Annotated in this window: 12 protein-coding genes; 10 read left to right on the top strand and 2 right to left on the bottom strand. The window is 65.8% G+C overall.

Features of this window, described 5'->3' with window-relative positions; genetic code table 11:
• The first annotated feature begins 105 nt into the window (after positions 1–105).
• From hrpA to ISP15_RS13980, 6 genes are all read left to right on the top strand, one after another.
• Positions 106–4,233: an ATP-dependent RNA helicase HrpA gene (gene hrpA, locus ISP15_RS14005; protein WP_404548229.1), complete on the top strand. Its 4,128-nt coding sequence runs from the start codon at positions 106–108 to the stop codon at positions 4,231–4,233.
• A gap of 396 nt (positions 4,234–4,629) precedes the next feature.
• Positions 4,630–6,753 carry a RelA/SpoT family protein gene (locus ISP15_RS14000; protein ID WP_404548228.1) on the top strand — a complete coding sequence of 708 codons (2,124 nt, stop codon included), beginning with the start codon at positions 4,630–4,632 and terminating at the stop codon, positions 6,751–6,753.
• Between the two features lie 393 nt (positions 6,754–7,146).
• Positions 7,147–8,844, top strand: coding sequence for a tetratricopeptide repeat protein (locus tag ISP15_RS13995; protein WP_404548227.1), 1,698 nt, complete (start codon positions 7,147–7,149; stop codon positions 8,842–8,844).
• Positions 8,841–9,680 (top strand): SDR family oxidoreductase, encoded by an 840-nt coding sequence (locus ISP15_RS13990; RefSeq protein ID WP_404548226.1) that lies wholly within the window; start codon positions 8,841–8,843, stop codon positions 9,678–9,680. Before ISP15_RS13995 ends, ISP15_RS13990 begins: the two co-directional genes overlap by 4 nt.
• Before the next feature lie 135 nt (positions 9,681–9,815).
• The gene (gene mrcB / locus ISP15_RS13985; RefSeq protein WP_404548225.1) at positions 9,816–12,161 is read left to right on the top strand and encodes a penicillin-binding protein 1B; all 2,346 of its coding nucleotides are present in this window, start codon (positions 9,816–9,818) and stop codon (positions 12,159–12,161) included.
• 2 nt (positions 12,162–12,163) lie between these two features.
• Entirely contained in the window at positions 12,164–12,694 is a 531-nt protein-coding gene (locus ISP15_RS13980) for a tetratricopeptide repeat protein (protein ID WP_404548224.1), read from the top strand.
• 91 nt (positions 12,695–12,785) lie between these two features.
• Here ISP15_RS13980 and ISP15_RS13975 read toward each other — a convergent pair whose 3' ends face one another.
• On the bottom strand, positions 12,786–13,208 hold the full coding sequence (locus tag ISP15_RS13975; RefSeq protein ID WP_404548223.1) for a DNA polymerase III subunit chi: 423 nt from the start codon (positions 13,206–13,208) through the stop codon (positions 12,786–12,788).
• Between the two features lie 87 nt (positions 13,209–13,295).
• Positions 13,296–14,792 carry a leucyl aminopeptidase gene (locus ISP15_RS13970; RefSeq protein ID WP_404548354.1) on the bottom strand — a complete coding sequence of 499 codons (1,497 nt, stop codon included), beginning with the start codon at positions 14,790–14,792 and terminating at the stop codon, positions 13,296–13,298.
• Positions 14,793–14,889: 97 nt separating this feature from the next.
• Here ISP15_RS13970 and lptF point away from each other — a divergent pair, with 97 nt between their 5' ends.
• From lptF to ltaE, 4 genes are all read left to right on the top strand, one after another.
• Entirely contained in the window at positions 14,890–15,993 is a 1,104-nt protein-coding gene (gene lptF / locus ISP15_RS13965; protein WP_404548221.1) for an LPS export ABC transporter permease LptF, read from the top strand.
• Positions 15,993–17,096, top strand: coding sequence for an LPS export ABC transporter permease LptG (gene lptG / locus ISP15_RS13960; protein ID WP_404548353.1), 1,104 nt, complete (start codon positions 15,993–15,995; stop codon positions 17,094–17,096). Before lptF ends, lptG begins: the two co-directional genes overlap by 1 nt.
• 13 nt (positions 17,097–17,109) lie before the next feature.
• The gene (locus tag ISP15_RS13955; protein ID WP_404548220.1) at positions 17,110–17,565 is read left to right on the top strand and encodes a putative toxin-antitoxin system toxin component, PIN family; all 456 of its coding nucleotides are present in this window, start codon (positions 17,110–17,112) and stop codon (positions 17,563–17,565) included.
• A gap of 66 nt (positions 17,566–17,631) precedes the next feature.
• On the top strand, positions 17,632–18,645 hold the full coding sequence (ltaE, locus tag ISP15_RS13950) for a low-specificity L-threonine aldolase (protein ID WP_404548219.1): 1,014 nt from the start codon (positions 17,632–17,634) through the stop codon (positions 18,643–18,645).
• Positions 18,646–18,697 lie beyond the last annotated feature (52 nt).

Genomic DNA, 18,697 nt, shown 5'->3' with positions numbered 1-18,697 from the left:
TGAAGAGGGGGGCGGTAGTCCGTCCGAGCTTACCCACGCGGTCGTCGCCGTGGAAATGCAATATGCCGATGCCGGCGATAGCCAGCAGCTATCATGTACGCCTGCATGAGTCCTACCAAACCCGATACCCCCGCCGTTACTCCGGAAGTCCGCCTGCGCAGCTTGCGCCAGTCACTGGACGCAGTCTCCAGCCGCGATTTCGGTCGATTGCTGGGCCGCTGGCGCGGCCTGTCGCGCCGCCCGGACCCGGGCAAGCTCGCGGCGCTGGCCGCCGACATTGCCGCCTCCGCCGAGCGGCGGCAGCGGCGCGCCCAAAGCAAGCCGACGATCCGGCTGGACGAAGCGCTGCCGATCACGGCGCGCGCCGATGAAATCATCAAGCTGATCGGCGAGCACCAGGTCGTGGTGATCGCGGGCGAAACCGGTTCGGGCAAGACCACCCAGCTGCCCAAGCTGTGCCTGGCTGCCGGCCGCGGCGAAGCGGGCCTGATCGGCTGCACCCAGCCGCGTCGCCTGGCCGCGCGTTCGGTGGCGCGCCGCGTAGCGGAGGAACTGGGCACGCAGTTGGGCGACCAGGTCGGCTTCCAGGTGCGCTTTACCGATCAGGTCTCCGAGCAGAGCCTGATCAAGTTCATGACCGATGGCATCCTGCTCGCCGAGACCCAGGGCGATCCGTGGCTGTCGGCCTACGACACCCTCATCATCGATGAAGCGCACGAGCGCAGCCTCAACATCGATTTTCTGCTGGGCTACCTCAAGCGGCTGGCGGCCAGGCGGCCGGAACTGAAGATCATCGTCACGTCGGCCACCATCGATACCGCGCGCTTCGCCGAACATTTCGGCAACGCGCCGGTGGTATCGGTGGAGGGACGCACCTATCCCGTGGAAGTGCGCTGGCGTTCCGTGGACGAGGTCGCCGCACGTCGCCACCAGCGCAGCGGCGAGCTGCAACAGGGCAGTGCCGAGCACGTCGCCGCGGTGCTGGACGAAATCACTCACGACGACCCGCGCGGCGACATCCTGGTGTTCATGCCCGGTGAGCGCGAGATCCGCGATGCGCATCTTGCGTTGTCGCGCCGGCAATATCGCGAGACGGAAATCCTCGCCCTGTATGCGCGGCTTTCCGCGAACGAGCAGGATCGCGTGTTCAAGCCGGGCAGCAAGCGGCGCGTGGTACTGGCCACCAACGTGGCCGAAACCTCGCTGACGGTGCCGCGCATCCGCTACGTGATCGATACCGGCACGGCGCGCGTGAAGCGCTACAGCCAGCGCAGCCAGCTCGAACGCCTGCACGTGGAACCCATCTCGCGGGCGGCCGCCGACCAACGCAAAGGACGCTGTGGCCGGGTGGGGCCGGGTATCTGCTATCGCCTGTATGACGAAGCCGATTACGCCGCCCGCGTCGCCTATACCGATCCGGAACTGCTGCGCTCCTCGCTCGCCAACGTGATCCTGCGCATGCTGGCGCTGCAACTGGGCGAAGTGGATGAATTTCCGTTCCTCGAGGCGCCCGATCCGCGGGTGGTGGCGGATGGCTATCGACGCCTGGCGGAAATCGGTGCCATCGATGATGGACGCAAGCTCACGCCGACTGGCCGCACGCTGGCCCGCTTGCCGATCGACGTGCAATTGGCGCGCATGCTGGTCGAGGCGCAGAAACTGGGCAGCCTGCGCGAGTTGTTGGTGGTGGTTGCCTTCCTCAGTATCCAGGATCCGCGCGAACGTCCCGCTGATGCGCGACAGCAAGCCGATGCGGCGCATGCGGCGTTTGCCGATCCGAAGTCGGACATCGTGGGGGTGCTCAACCTGTGGCGCGAATACGACAGCGCGCATGAGGAACTGACACAGTCGAAGCTGCGCGATTGGTGCACGCGGCATTTTTTGAGCTTCCTGCGCATGCGCGAATGGCGCGAGCTGCATCGGCAGTTGTTGCTGGTGGTACAGGAGTTGGGGTGGCGTCTTGCCGCTTCTTCTGGCCTGCGGGAAAGCCATTCTCTTTCTCCCCTCCGGGGAGAAGGGCGGGATGAGCGGCCGGCCTTGCGCGGTGTGGCGGGCGCCCTGTCGAAAGGGCCTGAAAAAGTCCGCATCGATGATCTTTCCCGCAAGCCCCGGCCCCTCACCCCGGAGGGGAGAGGGAGTGATGGCAAGCCCCGGCCCCTCACTCCAGGGGGCGATGGCGAGGCGGAGCGTCTCTATGAATCGGTCCACCGCAGCTTGCTGGCCGGACTGCCTACCCAGGTCGGCCATAAAGACGAGAAGGGCGTCTACCGCGGCACGCGCGAACGCCGCTTCCAGGTATTCCCCGGTTCGGCGCTGGCCAAGTCTCCGCCGAACTGGATCTTCGCGGCGCAGATCCTCGATATCGGCGGTCGCGTGTGGGGCATGATGTGCGCCCGCGTCGAGCCGGCGTGGATCGAGCAGCAAGCCGCGCACCTGTTGCGCAGCACTTGCCGGGAAGCGCATTGGTCGCGCAAGCGCGGCACGGTGGTTGCCTACGAGCAGGTCAGCCTGTTCGGCCTGGTATTGGTCGAGCGCCGGGCGGTGACGTTCCAGCACCAGGATCCAGCCCTGGCGCATGAGATTTTCCTGCGCGAGGCGCTGGCGCGCGGCGATATCGAGGCGCGCGCCGACTTCGTGCGCGCCAATCAGCGCGTGTTGCAGGACGCGCAGGGCATCGAAGCCCGCCAGCGGCGCGAGGGATTGATCCGGCACGAAGACGAACTGGTGGATTTCTTTCGCGGCAAGCTGCCCGAGGACATTGCCGGCAGTCGCGCCCTGGACGCCTGGTATCGCAGTGCGCGCCCTGCCGAGCAGGCTGCGTTGCGCTGGTCCATCGACGATGTGATGGTCGGTGGCACCGGACTCGATCCGAAGGCGTTTCCGTCTTCGCTCGATATGCCGCCGCAGCGCTATCGGCTCGAATATCGGTTCGTTCCCGGCGACGAGGCCGATGGCGTGACGCTCCATTTGCCGCTGGCGATGCTCAACGCCTTGCCCGCAGCGCGCTGCGAATGGCTGGTACCCGGCCTGCTCGGCGACAAAGTGGCTGAGCTGATCCGCGGCTTGCCCAAGGCGTTGCGCCGCAACTTCGTGCCGGCGCCGGATTTCGCCCGCGCCTTCGTCGAAGCCGAAACGCCACGCGACGAACCGTTGGCCAAGGCTTTGGCTGCGTTCCTGCGGCGCACGACCGGCGTGGACGTAGAGGCCGGCGATTTCGCGCCGGTGCAACTTGCGCCGCACTTCTCCATGCGCTATCGGCTGCATGATGACCGTGACGGCAGGCAGGGCAGCACGCTCGCCACCGGCCGCGACCTCGCCGCGTTGCGCGGCCAATGGGAAGGCCAGGCGCGCGAGGCCTTTTCGCGCAAGACCGATATCGAACTGACTCGCGAAGACGTTACGCAATGGGATTTCGAAGAGATACCCGAGCAGGTCCGTTCGGAAGGCGGCCTGCTGGCTTTCCCCGCGCTGGTGGATCTGGGCGACGCCGTCGCCTTGCGCGTGTTCGAGCGCCGCGACGAAGCCCTGGCCGAGCATGTCCGGGGCGTGCAGCGTCTGCTGCGCCATGCCCTGGCCAGCGACCTGAAACAGGCGCGCCGGCGGTTGCCGATCGCCAATGCCCTGTCGCTGAAATACGCCCCGCTGGGCAGCATCGATGGCCTGCGCGAAGACCTCGTCGAAGGCGGCTTCAACGATTGGCTTGCCACGCAGGATCTGAACGCGCGCAGCGCCGCTGCGTTCGACATGCTGCGCACGCATGCGGCGCGAGAACTGTTTGCCGCCGCGGTGCAGCGGTTGAAGCTGGCCGAACCGATCATCGACGCCCAGGCCGAGCTCAAGCCCTGGTTGCAGCCGCCACTGATGGGATTTGCGCGCGCCAGCTACGACGATTTGCATGAGCAGCTCGATGCGCTGCTCGAGCCGGGCTTCCTGCGCGAAGGGTTGATGTCGCGGTTGGCGCATGTGCCCCGTTACCTGAAAGCCATGCGCCTGCGCGCCGAACGTCTGCGCCAGGATCCGGCCAAGGACCAGCAGCGCATGCTGCAAGTGTTGCCTTACTGGCGCGATTACCTCAAGCATCGCGCGGCCGGCGACGGCGGCCTGGATGAGTTGCGCTGGCTGATCGAAGAATGGCGGGTGTCGCTGTTCGCGCAGGAACTGAAAACGGCCGAGCCGGTGTCGGCCAAGCGACTGGCCAAGGCGCTCGAAGCGGTCAAGGCCACCGCCCGGTAGGGATGCTCTGATCCATGCTACGCAGGCGTCACCAGCTCTGTCTGTTCGCAGACCATAGGTTCGTCGGCGCACGCGCGGGGAGGGTACATGGATGTACCCGGCTTTGAGGAGTCTGTCGAGACGACGGACCGCAGGGATGCGGACAGACAGAGCTGGCCCCAACATGTTGAATTTAAAGCGATGGGGTGATGACCAGAAGGCACGCAGAGTGCGCCGCGCGGCTTGGCAAGACGGCCAGTCTTCCCGGCGCCGCACAACACACTCTGCGAGCCTTCTGGTCATCATGCCGCCTGCGTAGCATTGATCAGAGCATCCCTGGAGCGGGCACAGGGTTGCGCTATGCTGATCCCACGCACGGCATGATCCTATGCCGTGGCGCACAGGAATCGCCGCATCATGGTTCATGCCACCACCACCGCTGCAGGGCACTTGGCGGCGTGGCAATCGCGAGCTGGCGCGTTGCCCTCCGTGCTGGCCGACGTCCTGGAGGTTTGTGCCCGCAACGGGGTCAACGAACGCGAGTGTGGCGATGTGCTCGACCTGCTCGCCATGCTTGGGTGCGATGCGCAGACGCAGGCCGCGGCGTTGTGGTTCGAACTCTCGCGCACCCATCCGCTGGTGTGGGAACAACGCGCCGCTACGTTGCCGGAATCGTTGCAGCGGCTGGTCGCCGGGCAGGCTGCGGCCGAGCGGGTGTGGGCGCTGCATGCCCAGCGCCCGCCGGAAGGCGGCTCGGAAGGATTGCGCCGACTGTTGCTGGCGATCATTCGCGACCTGCGCGTGGTCTTCATTTTGCTGACGCGGCAATTGGCGCGCATGCGTACCGCCAGCACCTTGCCCGAGGGCGAGCGGCAGGAATTGGCGCGCCTGACCCGCGATATCCATTCGCCGCTGGCGAACCGGCTCGGCATCTGGCAGTTGAAGTGGGAGTTGGAAGACCTGGCGTTCCGCTACCTGCAACCGGATACCTATCGCCGCATCGCCAAGTTGCTGGATGAGCGCCGCGGCGACCGCGAAGCCTTCATCAAGCACGCGCTGGCCGAGCTGGGCGATGCCTTGCGCGCGGCGGATGTCCATGCGGACCTGGCGGGTCGTCCCAAGCACATCTTCTCCATCTGGAAAAAGATGCAACGCAAGGGGCTGGAATTTTCCGACCTCTACGATATCCGCGCCGTGCGCGTACTGGTCGACAGCGTGGCCGATTGCTATGCCGCGCTCGGCGTGGTGCATGCGCTGTGGCCGCACTTGCCGGGCGAGTTCGACGATTACGTGGCGCGTCCCAAGAGCAATGGTTATCGCTCGCTGCACACGGCGGTGATCGGTCCGCATGGCAAGACGCTGGAAGTGCAGATCCGCACGCACGATATGCATCGCGCCAACGAACTGGGCGTGGCTGCGCACTGGCGCTACAAGGAAGGCGGCAGCGGCGATGCTGATTTCGAAGCCAAGATCGCCTGGATGCGCAAGCTGCTGGAGCCGCGCAACGACGATGGCGAACTGGCCGCCGACCTGCAGACCGAACTGCTCGAAGATCGTGTCTACGTGCTGACGCCCAGGGGCGAAGTGATCGACATGCCGCATGGCGCGACCGTGCTCGACTTCGCCTATCACGTGCATACTGAAGTGGGGCATCGCTGTCGCGGCGCGAAGGTCAATGGCCGCATCGTGCCGTTGACGCACCAGCCGCGCAGCGGCGACCGGGTGGAAATCCTCACCGCCAAGCTGGCCGAGCCGAGCCGCGACTGGTTGTCCGTGCATCATGGTTATCTCAACACCAGCCGGGCCCGCGACAAGGTGCGCGCGTGGTTCCGTCGTAGCGCGCATGAGTCGAACCTGGCTGCTGGCCGCGCTTTGTTCGAGCGCGAGCTCAAGCGCCTGGCGATAGCGGACGCCGATCTCGCCAAGCTGCCGGCGCTGTTCAACCTGCAGACGCACGATGAGCTGCTGGTCGGGCTGGCGCTGGGAGAGATCAGCACCGGCCAGGTGGCGCGCGTGCTGCAGGAATCGCAGCAGCCTGCGGAAGCGCCGAGCATGCCGACCACCGCGCGGCCGACCGTGTTCGATCACAGCGCCATCAGCATCGAAGGCGTGGGCAACCTGCTTACCGTGCTGGCGCGCTGCTGCCAGCCGTTGCCCGGCGATCCGGTGCGCGGGTTCATTACCCGCACCAAGGGCGTATCGGTGCACCGTGCCAATTGCGCGAGCCTGGCGCGGCTGGCGCGGCGCGATCCGGAGCGGGTCATCGACGTGAGCTGGGGACAGGCCGCCGCGCAAGCCTACGAAGTGACCATCCAGCTCAACGGCTATGACCGCAAGGGCCTGCAAAAGGATGTGGTGAGCGTGATCAGCAATGCCAACATCGGCATCATCGCTTCGTCCAGCCGCCTGTTCCCGCGCACCGCCGAGGTGGAGATGCGCTACACCTTGCGCGTGCGGGATTTCGAGCAATTGTCGACGCTGCTGGATCGGCTGGCAGCCCTGCCCAATGTGGTGGAGGCGCGCAGAGTCGGAGCGCGGTGAGGGGCGGTTCTTGCGTGGACACACAAAAGCACTGCTCGCCGGCAACGACCTGCGACGGGGAGAAGCAGCGCGTTTCCTCCTCTCCTCTTTGGGGAGAGGGCTGGGGTGAGGGGCGGCTCTTGCGTGGAACACACAAAAGCACTGCCTCGCCGGCAACGACCTGCAAGATTGTTCCCTCATTCCATCCTTCCCTCCGACGGAGAAAAGGAGCGAGTGCGTGTTGCACCCTTACCTCCGGGGAAGAGCGATTAGTTGCCTGGGTGTCACCAGATGCCATGCCCCGTCGAATGCCTTGGTTGCCCCGTTCCCGAGCCTGAACGCAACATCCTGCCCTCCACGCGGGTATGGGCCGCAATGTTAAGCTGCCGCTGTTGACCTGCTAGCTCACGAGTCATGAGCGGAAATCGCGATCCTAACGACCCTGGATATTCCGGCCGTACCGAACCGACACTGGGTGATCTCGATCGCCTGGATCGGCCGCAACCGGCTGCGACCCCGAACGACGATTTGCCCCGCATGAAGGTGGAGCCGGACTATCGGCGCGCTACGCCACCGGCCGGCAGGCACAGGCATAAGCACAAAGGTCGCGGATGGCTGGTGCCGGTGCTGCTCATCGTGGTGATCGCCGCGGGCGTGGTGTTGTGGTTCAACCAGGGCAGCCTGCGCGGTCTGGTGCCGCGCACGGATTTCGATGACGTCCTGCATCGCGCGCAGATCGCCTTGCAGCAAGGCCGCCTGGATGGCACCGACGGTACCAGCGCACGCGAGCTGTTCGAAGCGGCGCGCGCGCTGGAGCCGGACAACGACAGTGCGCGGCAAGGCCTCAATGACGTGGGCCGCGCGGAGATCTCGCGTGCCGACGCAGCCTTGCGCGCGGGCAACCTGGATGAAGCATCGCAGGCGCTGACCAATGCACGCGAGCTGCTCGGCGGCGGCAGCGATGTGGATCGTCTTACCCAGGCGATTGCCAAGGCCCAGGTCAACAACGGGCAAACCGATACGCTGGTCGCCCAGGCGCAACAGGCGCTCAACGACAACAAACTGGAAGGCCCCGAGGGAGCCGCCGCGCTGTACCAGCGCGTCCTCACCGCCGAACCGGACAATGCCGTCGCCCAGCATGGCCTCGATCAAGTTGGCGACGCCATGGCCGCGCAAATCCAGAAAGCGTTGAGCGCGAACGATGTCGCTGCCGCGTCGGCGGGCGTCGACCGCCTGTCCGCGCTGCTGCCCAATTATTCGCAGTTGCCGATCTTGCGCGCCTCGCTGTCCGCGTTGCAGGTGCAGGCCAGCAGCACGTTGAACGATGCGATCAGCCAGGGCAACGATGCCTTGCGCGCCGGCCGCATCGATGGCGCGGGCAACGATACCGCGCTCGCGCGTTTCAAGGCGGCGCTGGCGATCGATCCCGACAGCGCCCAGGCCAAGGCCGGACTCGGCCAGGTAGCCGAAGCGCTGATCGTGCAGGCGAATGCGGCGATCGACAGCGACGATAGCGACCGTGCGCGGTCATTGTTGGCACAAGCGGCGACGCTGGCGCCGGGTTCGGCGGATCTGGTCGCGGCGCGCGCGCGCCTGGGCCAGGCGGATGGCGAATCGACCACGGCCCAGCAGGACGACACCACGACCGCGGCGCCCGTCGCAATCACCCCGCAGCAGCAAATCCAGGTGGCGGATATGGTGCGGCGGGCCAAAATGGCCGCCTCGCGTGGCGACATCATGTCGCCGCCGGGGGATTGCGCATATGACCTGTATCGCGGTGCGCTGGCCATCGACGGCAACAATCAGGAGGCGCTGGCGGGTTTGCAGGGTTTGTCGGGCCTGGTGCAACACCAGTTCAATCAGGCCTTGAGCAGCGGCAATCTCAACAAGGCGGGCAATTTGTTCGATGCGCTCAGCAACCTCGCGCCCGGCGACGCCGGTCTGCTGCCGTCGCGCCAGCGCCTGGCGTATGCGTGGCTGGACCAGGCCGAACAGCAACTGGACAGTGGCGACCGCAACAATGCCGCGCTGTCGCTGGAACAGGGACGCCGGTTGTTGCCCGATGATCCGCGCGTGAGGGAACTGGCCGCACGTATGCAGGGCGGTGGATGACGGTATTGGTCTTTGGCGGCAGCAGCCAGATCGGGCATTACCTGCTGCCCCTGCTTGCTGCGCGCGATGAACCGGTTGTCGCATTGAGTCGCTCTGCGCGTGCGCCGGATGGCGGCGTGACGTGGCTGTCCGGATACCTGCCCGGCGCTGTACCGGCAATGCAGGACGTGTCGGCGGTTTTCAGCTTCGGACCGCTCCAGCCGTTTGCCGAATGGCTTGATCGCGCCAACCTGCCGCATGCGCCGCGCATCATCGCCACCAGTTCGATGAGTGCACAAACCAAGCGTACATCGGCGGTGCCGGCGGAGCGCGAGATCTCTCGCCAGTTGCGCGATGGCGAACAGGCCCTGGCCGCGGCGTGCGCCAAACACGGCAGTGATTGGACGATTCTCCGGCCCACGCTGATCTATGGGGCGGGACTCGACAAAAGTCTTACGCCGATCGCTCGCCGCGCCATGCGCACGCGGGTGTTCCCGTTGCCGGCCGGTCCCGGGTTGCGTCAACCGGTGCACGCGCAGGACCTGGCGTATGCGGCCTTGGCCGCGCTCGATACGCCCGCTGCGGCAGGCCGGATCTTCGCCATTGGCGGCGGCGAGCGCCTGCCGGCAAGCGACATGTTCGCGCGGGTACGCCGCAGCCTGCCGGTGGACACCTTGCCGCTGCCGCTGCCGGCATGGCTGCTGCGGCTGGCTCGCCATGGCGTGGGGCGCCTGCGCGGACCGCTGAGCCGCCTGGAAGCCGATCTGATTGCCGACAACACCGAAGTGACTACTTTGCTCGGCATCCATCCGCGTCCCTTCCAGCCGGACGCCGAGTGCTGGCAAGCGCCGGCGTGAATCGCCTGCGCAAGCGCCGCAAAGCGGCCGCACCACGCCATTTTGCGGCGGCCTGCATTCATCCCGCCGCCGGGTGCCGCGCCCTATGATCCGGGCACTTCGCTCCAACTCTCCCTTTCACTGGATACCGTCGCGTTGGACTTTCTGAACCGAATTCGATCGATCGCAAGCGCATGCTGGCCATGGCTGCGCATTCCCTTCTGGATCTGCACGGGCCTGTTCTTCGGTTTCGTGTTGCCGTATGCGCTGATCCTCAACCAGCGGGTGCAGAACCGTTTCAACGACCTCGTGTTCGCCGTGCCGACGCGGATCTATTCGCAGCCGCTGCGCCTCGCGGCCGGGGTGCCGATGACGCCCGCCGCGCTCGAAGTGGAACTGACCTTTTCCGGTTACGTCGCCGATGGTCGCGGTGAGGTACCGGGCAGCTGGGCCAGGCAAGGCAGCGCGTATTTTATTTCCTCGCGCGGTTACGCCGGCCCGGATGGTGGCGAGTTGCCCAAGCACATCCGCGTGGCGCTGGGCCAGGGCGTGGTGCAATCGGTCACCGACCTGGGCGTGGATAAAGTGCTGCGCGAAACGCACCTGGATCCGGCGCGCATCGCCACCGTGTACGGCGCCAAGCAGGAGGATCGCCGCATCGTGCAGTTGAACGACGTTCCGCCCTTGCTGGTGGGCGGTTTGCAGGCGGTGGAAGATCGCGACTTCAAACATCACATCGGCATCGATTTCGGCGCCATCGTGCGCGCCGCGTTTGCCGACCTGCGCGCGGGCCATACGGTGCAGGGCGCTTCGACGCTCACCCAACAGCTGATACGCAATCTGTTCCTCAGCCGCGACCAGACCATGGGGCGCAAGTTGAACGAGGCGCTGATGTCGGTGCTGCTGGAAATGCATTACAGCAAGGCGCGCATCCTCGAGGCATATATCAACGAGGTGTTTCTCGGCCAGCAAGGCAACCAGGCGGTACGCGGCTTTGCCGCCGCGTCGGAATTCTACTTTGGCCGTCGCCTGGAATACCTGCGCCCGCAGGAAATCGCCTTGCTGGTGGGCCTGGTGAAAGGCCCGAGCCAGTACGATCCGCGCCGTTATCCGGATCGTGCATTGGCGCGCCGCAACCTGGTGCTCGACCAATTCGCCGGTACCGGGCTGCTGACTGAGCCGCAGGCGCGCGCCGCGCAAGCCGCGCCGCTGGGCGTGATTGCCGATGGCCAGTTGCCGCACGACCGCTTTCCCGCGTTCATGCAACTGGTACGTGCGCAGATCACCAACGACTTCGACGAGGAAACCCTGCAACAGGGCAACCTGTCGATCTTCACCACGCTCGACCCGGCCGCGCAGCTCTACACCGAGCAGGCGATCGATAGCGCGATCAAGAACCTGGGCAAGCGCGGCGATGACACGCAGGCCGCGGCGGTGGTGACGGATTCGAAAACCGGCAGCGTGCTCGCCGTCGTCGGCAGCAAGTTCGCCGGCGACCAGGGTTTCAACCGCGCCCTGGATGCGCAGCGCCCGATCGGCTCGACGATCAAGCCCTTCGTCTACCTCGTGGCGCTGACCCAGCCGCAGCGCTGGAACCTCGCCACTGAACTGGACGATTCGCCGATCAGCATGCGGCAACCCGATGGCACGCCCTGGACGCCGCATAACGACGACGACCAGAGCCACGGCATGGTGCCGATGGTGGATGCCCTGGCGTACTCGTGGAATCTCGCCACTATCCATCTGGGGCTGGAGGTGGGCGTGCCGCGCATCAAGGCGTTCCTCGATTCGTTTGGACTGACCACCATCCAGCCGGGGCCTTCCTTGCTGATCGGTGCGATCGACCTGGCGCCGATCCAGGTGGCGCAGCTGTATCAATACCTGGCTGCCGATGGACACGCGCTGCCGCTGCTTGCGGTGAGCGGCGTGGTCGACAGCAATGGCCGCACCATCAAGCGCTACGAAGTGCAAAGTGGACAAGGCGAATATCAGCCGGCAGTGCGGCTGGTGACCTGGGCGATGCAGCAGGTCACCACTTACGGCACGGCGCATGCCCTGGCCCAATCGAGCCTGGCCTGGCTGCATGCCGCCGGCAAGACCGGTACCAGCAACGATCTGCGCGATAGCTGGTTCGCGGGCTTTACCGGCGATCGGCTCGCCGTGTTCTGGATGGGCCGCGACGACAACAAGCCCAGCCACCTGTTCGGCGCCACCGGAGCCTTGCGCGCCTGGCAGGAACTGTTCCGCAAGCTGCCCACGGTACCGCTTTCGGCGGCACCGGGCGAAGGACTGGAAATGGCCTGGATCAACCCCGCCGATGGCAAGCGCAGCGACCCGCAATGCCAGGGCGCGAAGCAGGTGCCGGTGATCGCCGGTTCGCTGCCGAGCGATTCGGAAGGGTGTTTCTGGCAAAAGATCGGTAATCTGTTCGGCTCCGGCCAGGGCGCGCCAGCGCCTTCGGCCACCGCACCGTCAGCCACCACTGCTACCACCCGAGAATGAGCATGTCGTTTCCTTCGTCCCGTGTTTTCCGTCCTGCCGTGCCCGTGGCACTCGCCGCCTTGCTGGCTGCCTGCGCCCAGCCTGCGCCCGAAGCGCCCAAGCCGCCGTCGAAATCCAACGCGGCGATGGTGGCCGAGATCCAGGCCGCGGGTGAGCGCGATAAATCCGTGATCAACGTGCATCCGCTGGTCGACCCGGGCATCACCGCCTTGCAGGAGGCCGCGCGCAATGACGAGCGCAACGGTCAGTTCGATGCTGCTGCCGCCAAGCTGGACCAGGCCCTGAAGCGCAGCCCGGACTCGCCCGACGTATTGCAGGATCGGGCCGAATTGGCCATCTATATGGATAACTTCGATCAAGCCGAAAAGCTCGCCCGGCAATCCTGGTCGCTGGGCTCCAGACAGGGACCGCTATGCGCGCGCAACTGGCAGACCGTGGTCGAGGTTCGCCTGCATGCCGGCGATCAGGCGGGCGCCGCGGCAGCGAGCAAGTCGGTCGGTGAATGCCGCGAAGCCGGCGTGCAACGTTTCTGAGGCGGGCATGGGAGGCCATGGATCGGCCCGATAACAGACAGCGCTTCCGCCGGCCACCGGCTGGATAGCCGCCATGCCGCGGCTGTGCGGGTCACATGTCGAACTTGTTTACTTCGAAACCCAGGCGCTGGTATTCGCGCCAGCGCAAGCGCGATCCGTCGCGTTCGGCCGGATCGGCGGCGACCACTTCCAGCACGCGATCGCCGTAGTTTTGCGGGCATTGCTCGCGCAGGTTGATCGTCAACGGGCGCACCGGCGAATCGACGCCTGGCGGCACGATCAGCACCGCCGTACGTTCGTCATCATCATCGCCGGCCAGCTGGTGCGGAATGTAGGCGTCTTCGTCGAAGGCCCACAGCAGTTCGTCAAGTGCTTCGGCCTGCGCGAAGTCGCGGGTCAGCACCAGCACCGATTGCTGCGCGGCGAAGGCCTTGCGCGCCAGTTCGCATACGAGCAGCAGTGGCTGTGCGCTGAAGCGCGGTTTGGCGATCAGGTAGAAATCGGCGCGGGGCATGGCAGCTGGAAACCAGGCGCGAACCGCGAAGGATAAAAAGCACGGCACGAAGCCCGCCGGCTTTGATCCTTCGCGACGGCGATCGGCTTAGTCCTGGCCTCCGGCGCGATCGATCAGCCACTGCGCCAGCAGCGCTACCGGGCGACCGGTAGCCAGGCCCTTGCGGCCTTCGTCCCAGGCCGTGCCGGCGATATCCAGATGTGCCCAGCGCTGACCTTCGGTGAAGCGCGAAAGGAAGCAGCCGGCGGTGATCGCGCCAGCGTTCTTGCCGCCGATGTTGGCGACGTCGGCGAAACCGGAGTCGAGCTGGACCTGGTAGTCATCCCACAGCGGTAGGCGCCAGGCGCGGTCGAGCGTGTTTTCGCCGGCGCTGAGCAGTTCTTCGGCCAGGTCGTCGTGCTTGCTCATCAGGCCGCTGGCGTGCTTGCCCAGGGCGATCACGCAGGCGCCGGTGAGCGTCGCCGCGTCGATCAGCGTCCGTGGCTGGAAGGTCTGCGCGGTATAGGTGAGCGCGTCGCACAGGATCAGGCGGCCTTCGGCATCGGTGTTGAGCACTTCGATGGTGATGCCGGACAGGCTGGTGAGTACGTCGCCGGGGCGGTAGCTATCGCCGTCGGGCATGTTTTCCACCGCCGGCACCACGCACACAAGATTGAGTTTCAGGCCCATCTTCACCGCCGACACGAACGCGCCGAGCACGCCGGCCGCACCGCCCATGTCGAACTTCATTTCTTCCATGCCCGGGCCGGGCTTCAAGCTGATGCCGCCGGTATCGAAGGTGATGCCCTTGCCGACCAAGGCATAGGGCTTTTCATCGGCCGCACCGCCCTTGTATTGGAGCACCACCAGCTTGGGCTTGTTGGCCGAGCCGCGGCCGACCGCGAGCAGCGAGCCGAAGCCGAGCGTGGCCATTTCCTCATGGTCGAGCACCTTGCAGCTGACCTGCTCCTGCGATTCGGCGAATTGGCTTGCCTGTTCGGCGATGTAGGCAGGGTTGCAGATGTTCGGCGGCAGGTTCGCCAGCTCGCGCGCGAAGCGCACGCCTTCGGCGATCGCGGCAGCCTGGTCGATGCCCGCCTGCGCGTCATCGGCGCCGGCAAACATCAGCTGGCCCAGTTCGGGCTGCGTGGACTTTTCGCGCGGCTTGAAGGTGGCGGTATAGCGATAGGCCGAATAGTCGGCAGCCAGCGCGGCGGTGCGCACGCGCCAGGTGGCATCGCGGCCGGGCACGTCCACTTCGGCCAGGAACGAGACGGCGCTGTCGATCGGCAGGCGCGCCAGCGCACGCACGGCTTCGAGGTTTATTTTCTGGAAGCGCGCGGCGTCGAAGCTTTTCTGCGCGCCCAGCCCCACCACCAGCACGCGCTTGGCATGCACGCCCTCGGGCGCGAACAGCACGGTGGTGCTGCAAGCCTTGCCGTTGATATCGCCGCTTTCCACCTGGCGCTTGATCGCACCGCCGGCGGCGCTGTCCACGCGCGCGGCCGCGCTGGTGAGCAGGCCATTTTCATAGACGCCGACGACGATGCAAGGGGTGTCGACGGTTTCGGGGGCGGCGGAGCCGAGGCTGAATTGAAGCGTCATCATCAAGTTCCTGCGGGAGGCCGGCCTGCGTCGAACCGGCTAGACTTAGGGTTTGCCCCTTCCATGGCGAAGGGCATGGAACCCACGATTCTATCGCATGCTGAGCATCCTAGACCGATACTTCCTGCGCGAGCTTGGCCAGACCGTAGGCGCCACCGTCATCGTGCTGCTGGTGATCATGGCCGGCACCTCGTTCGCGCACGTGCTGGAGCAAGTGGCCAAGGGCAGCTTCCCGGCCAGCGTGATGTTCCAGGTGCTGGGCCTGAACATGGTCGACAGCCTTTCCAGCATGCTGCCGCTGGCGGGCTTCCTGGGCGTGCTGCAATCGTTCGGGCGCATGTACCGCGAGAGCGAGATGCACGTGCTTTCTTCCTCGGGCATGGGCATGGCCGGCTTGCTGCGGCCGATGGCGATCATCGCGGTGGTCATGATCGCACTGGTGAGCATGGTGTCGATGTGGCTGGGGCCGCTGGCCTCGCGCACCTCCGATGATCTGGTCGCCGCCGCCAACCGCTCGATCATCGCCGCCGGACTCGACGCCGGCCGCTTCACCGAGCTGCCCGGCAAGGGCGGCATCATCCTGGTCGATTACCTGAGCCGGGACGGCCAGGAACTCGGCAACACCTTCCTGGCGGCCGAACGTACCAACAAGGACGGCAGCCTGGTGATGAAGATGGCGACCGGCAAGCGCGGCCACCTGTATTCCAACAGCGATGGCAGCAACCGCTACCTGGCGCTGTATAAGGGCTGGCAATACGAGATCCCGCTGGGCGCCGACAACTGGCGCCGCATGCAATACGAGCGCAACGACAGCGCGCTGTCGACGATCCAGTCCGACGACCAGACCGACCCGATCCATAATCTGGACATGATCGACCTGATGAAAAACGTCACGCCCGACGCGCGCGCCGAGTTCGCCTGGCGCACGGTGGTGCCGCTGATGACGCTTGCCCTGCTGATGCTGGCCATGCCGCTGTCGCGCCAGACCCCGCGCGAACCGCGTTATGGACGCATGCTGGTCGCCGTGCTCGGGTTCTTCCTGTATTACAACCTGCTGGCCCTGTGCCGCGGCCAGCTGGCCAAGGGCCACTGGCATCACGCGACGCCGATGTGGCTGCTGAGCCTTGCGTTGTTCGCGATCGCTGCCTGGATTTTCCGCAGTCACTATGTGCCGCGCACGCAGCGCAAGGCGAGGGCATGATGGCGAGCTTGCGGATCAAGCGCGTGGACTGGCTGATCGGCGTGACCGTGCTCGGCTCCATGTTGCTGGTGTGGCTGGTGCTGATCGGCCTGGATGCCATGATGCAGTTCGTGCGCCAGCTCGGTTTTATCGGGCGCAACGGTTACACGTTGAGCAACGCGATCTTCTATGTGGTGGTGACGATTCCTCGCCGCATGTACGAGATGTTCAGCTTTGCCGCGCTGATCGGCGGCCTGCTCGGCCTCGGTGGCCTTGCTTCCACCGGCGAACTGACGGCGCTGCGCGCGGCGGGCATGTCGCGCCTGCGCATTGCCGTGTCGGCGGTCGGTATCGTGGCGGTGCTGATCGCCGGCGTTGTCGTCATGGGCGAAACGGTCGGCCCGTGGGGCGACCAGCAGGCCCAGGCATTGCAGTTGCGCTTGCGTTCCGGCGGCAATCTGGGCCTGACCAGCAGCGGCCTGTGGGCGCGCGATGGCGAACGCATCATCAATGCCAAGAACAGCACGCTGCGCACGGTGGGAGATCATTCCTTCGTGCAATTGATCGATGTGCGCGTGTTCACGCTCACCCCGGATGGCCAGCAACTGAGTCGCTTCGAACAGGCCAACACCGCCGAGCAGGTCGGCAAGCAATGGGTGCTGGACCATGTGCGCAGCACCACGCTGGACGACAGCGGCGTGCATAGCCAGACCTTTACCAGCGAGCGCTGGGATTCCCGGCTCGATCCTGAAATATTGCAGCAATCGCTGGTGCAGCCGCAGTACCTGGCCATTCGCGACTTGCAGCACATCATCGACTACAAGAAGAAGAACGGCGAAAACACCAAGCCTTACGAGATTCCGCTGTGGAGCCGCGTGATGTATCCGCTCAACGTGCTGGTGCTGGTGTTATGCGCCATGCCGTTCGCGTTCGGCGCCTTGCGCTCCGGTGGACTGGGCAAGCGCATCTTCATGGGCATGATCCTGGCGATCGGCTGGTATTTCGTGCAGAAGGCGATCGTGAGCTTCGGCACCGTGTACGGCATTCCGCCCTTGCTGGCGAACGTACTGCCGGCGCTGCTGCTGGTGGCCGTGGCCTGGCTCTATTTCCGCAAGCATGCGTGATACGGGCGACGCGATGTCGCCCGCGTTGCCTCGCTATGTACTGGATACGAATGTGTGCCTGGATCTGTTCGTATTCGACGATCCGGCCTGCGCATCATTGCTTGCCGCCATGAGCGGCCGCCAGATCCAGGCGGTGACGCGCGACGATTGCCGGACGGAGTGGCAAGCCGTGCTGTCCTATCCGCAGCTGTGTTTGAGCGAAGACCGGCGCATGCATGCCGCCGTGCTTTTCGATACGCATGTCCGGTGCCTGACGTTGCCGGATGCCACCAGTTCGCACGACCTGGGCCTGCCGCGCTGCCGCGATCCCGACGACCAGAAATTCCTGCAATTGGCGCGGCAGGCTGGAGCCGTGGCCTTGCTGACCCGGGACGATGCGCTGTTGCGGCTGGCCCGCCGCGTGAAGCGCGAAGGGCTGTTCGCGATCCTGCCACCGGCGTCATGGCGAGCGGCGATCAGCGCTCCGTAATGCTTGCCGAGCGCGGGCATGGACGGCAAAGTGGCGTATTCCTTCACAAGCTCATAGAGGTACGTCATGGAATGGGTCGATCTGCGCAGCGACACGGTGACCCGGCCGACAGCGGCCATGCGCGCCGCCATGCTGGATGCTGAGGTCGGCGATGACGTCTACGGCGAAGATCCCACGGTCAACGCGCTGCAGCAGCGCCTTGCCGGCGATCTCGGCTTCGAGGCCGGCCTGTTCGTTCCATCCGGTACGCAATCCAACTTGCTGGCGCTGATGGCGCACTGCGAGCGCGGCGACGAATACATCGTCGGTGCCGATGCGCATACGTATAAATTCGAAGGCGGCGGCGCGGCAGTGCTCGGTTCGATCCAGCCGCAACCTGTCGCGCACGATGCCGACGGCTCGCTGCCGCTGGACCAGGTCGCGGCGGCGATCAAGCCGATCGATCCGCATTTCGCGCGCACGCGCCTGCTGGCGTTGGAGAACACCTGGCACGGTCGCGTCCTGCCGCTCGATTACCTGCGCGCCGCGCAGGCGTTTGCACAGGAACGCAAGCTGGCATTGCATCTGGATGGCGCCCGGCTCTACAACGCGGCCGTTGCCATGCAAGTGCCGGCGCGCGAGATTGCGCAGTGCTTCGATAGCGTGTCGGTGTGCTTGTCCAAGGGGCTTGGTGCGCCGGTGGGTTCCGTACTGGTGGGTTCCGCTGCGCTGATCGACAAGGCGCGCCGCTGGCGCAAGGTGGCCGGCGGCGGCTGGCGTCAGGCGGGCATGCTGGCGGCGGCCTGCCTGCACGCGCTGGATCATCACGTCGCGCGCCTGGCGGACGATCACGCGCGCGCGGCGCGGCTGGCCGAAGGCCTGCGCGATGTGCCGGGCGTCCGCCTGCTCGGATCGCATACGAACATGGTGTTCGTGGATGTGCCGGCGGCGCGCCTGCGCGAACTCGATGCGCACCTGCGCGCGGCATCGATCCGCATCAGCATCGGCTATCTGCCGACGCTGCGCCTGGTGACGCATCTGGATATCGACGATGCCGGCGTGACACACGTGATCGAAGCGTTCAAGCGCTTCTTCGCGTAAGCCCCGGTCACCGCAACGCAGGCCGGCGCTGACCCGGCCTGCGGATGGCGTC

The sequence above is a fragment of the Dyella jejuensis genome, assembly GCF_044904675.1.
GTDB lineage: Bacteria > Pseudomonadota > Gammaproteobacteria > Xanthomonadales > Rhodanobacteraceae > Dyella_B > Dyella_B jejuensis.
Note: the sequence above shows the minus strand (reverse complement) of the source record. Positions and strands in the feature narration are given on the sequence as shown.

What these genes read in the sequence shown, in the direction of transcription:
- ISP15_RS13995 (WP_404548227.1), top strand. Translation starts at nt 7,147, where the DNA reads ATGAGCGGAAATCGCGATCCTAACGACCCTGGATATTCCGGCCGTACC.
- lptF (WP_404548221.1), top strand. Translation starts at nt 14,890, where the DNA reads ATGCTGAGCATCCTAGACCGATACTTCCTGCGCGAGCTTGGCCAGACC.
- ltaE (WP_404548219.1), top strand. Translation starts at nt 17,632, where the DNA reads ATGGAATGGGTCGATCTGCGCAGCGACACGGTGACCCGGCCGACAGCG.
- ISP15_RS13975 (WP_404548223.1), bottom strand. Translation starts at nt 13,208, where the DNA reads ATGCCCCGCGCCGATTTCTACCTGATCGCCAAACCGCGCTTCAGCGCA.
- ISP15_RS14000 (WP_404548228.1), top strand. Translation starts at nt 4,630, where the DNA reads ATGGTTCATGCCACCACCACCGCTGCAGGGCACTTGGCGGCGTGGCAA.
- ISP15_RS13980 (WP_404548224.1), top strand. Translation starts at nt 12,164, where the DNA reads ATGTCGTTTCCTTCGTCCCGTGTTTTCCGTCCTGCCGTGCCCGTGGCA.
- lptG (WP_404548353.1), top strand. Translation starts at nt 15,993, where the DNA reads ATGGCGAGCTTGCGGATCAAGCGCGTGGACTGGCTGATCGGCGTGACC.
- ISP15_RS13990 (WP_404548226.1), top strand. Translation starts at nt 8,841, where the DNA reads ATGACGGTATTGGTCTTTGGCGGCAGCAGCCAGATCGGGCATTACCTG.
- ISP15_RS13955 (WP_404548220.1), top strand. Translation starts at nt 17,110, where the DNA reads ATGTCGCCCGCGTTGCCTCGCTATGTACTGGATACGAATGTGTGCCTG.
- ISP15_RS13970 (WP_404548354.1), bottom strand. Translation starts at nt 14,792, where the DNA reads ATGACGCTTCAATTCAGCCTCGGCTCCGCCGCCCCCGAAACCGTCGAC.
- hrpA (WP_404548229.1), top strand. Translation starts at nt 106, where the DNA reads ATGAGTCCTACCAAACCCGATACCCCCGCCGTTACTCCGGAAGTCCGC.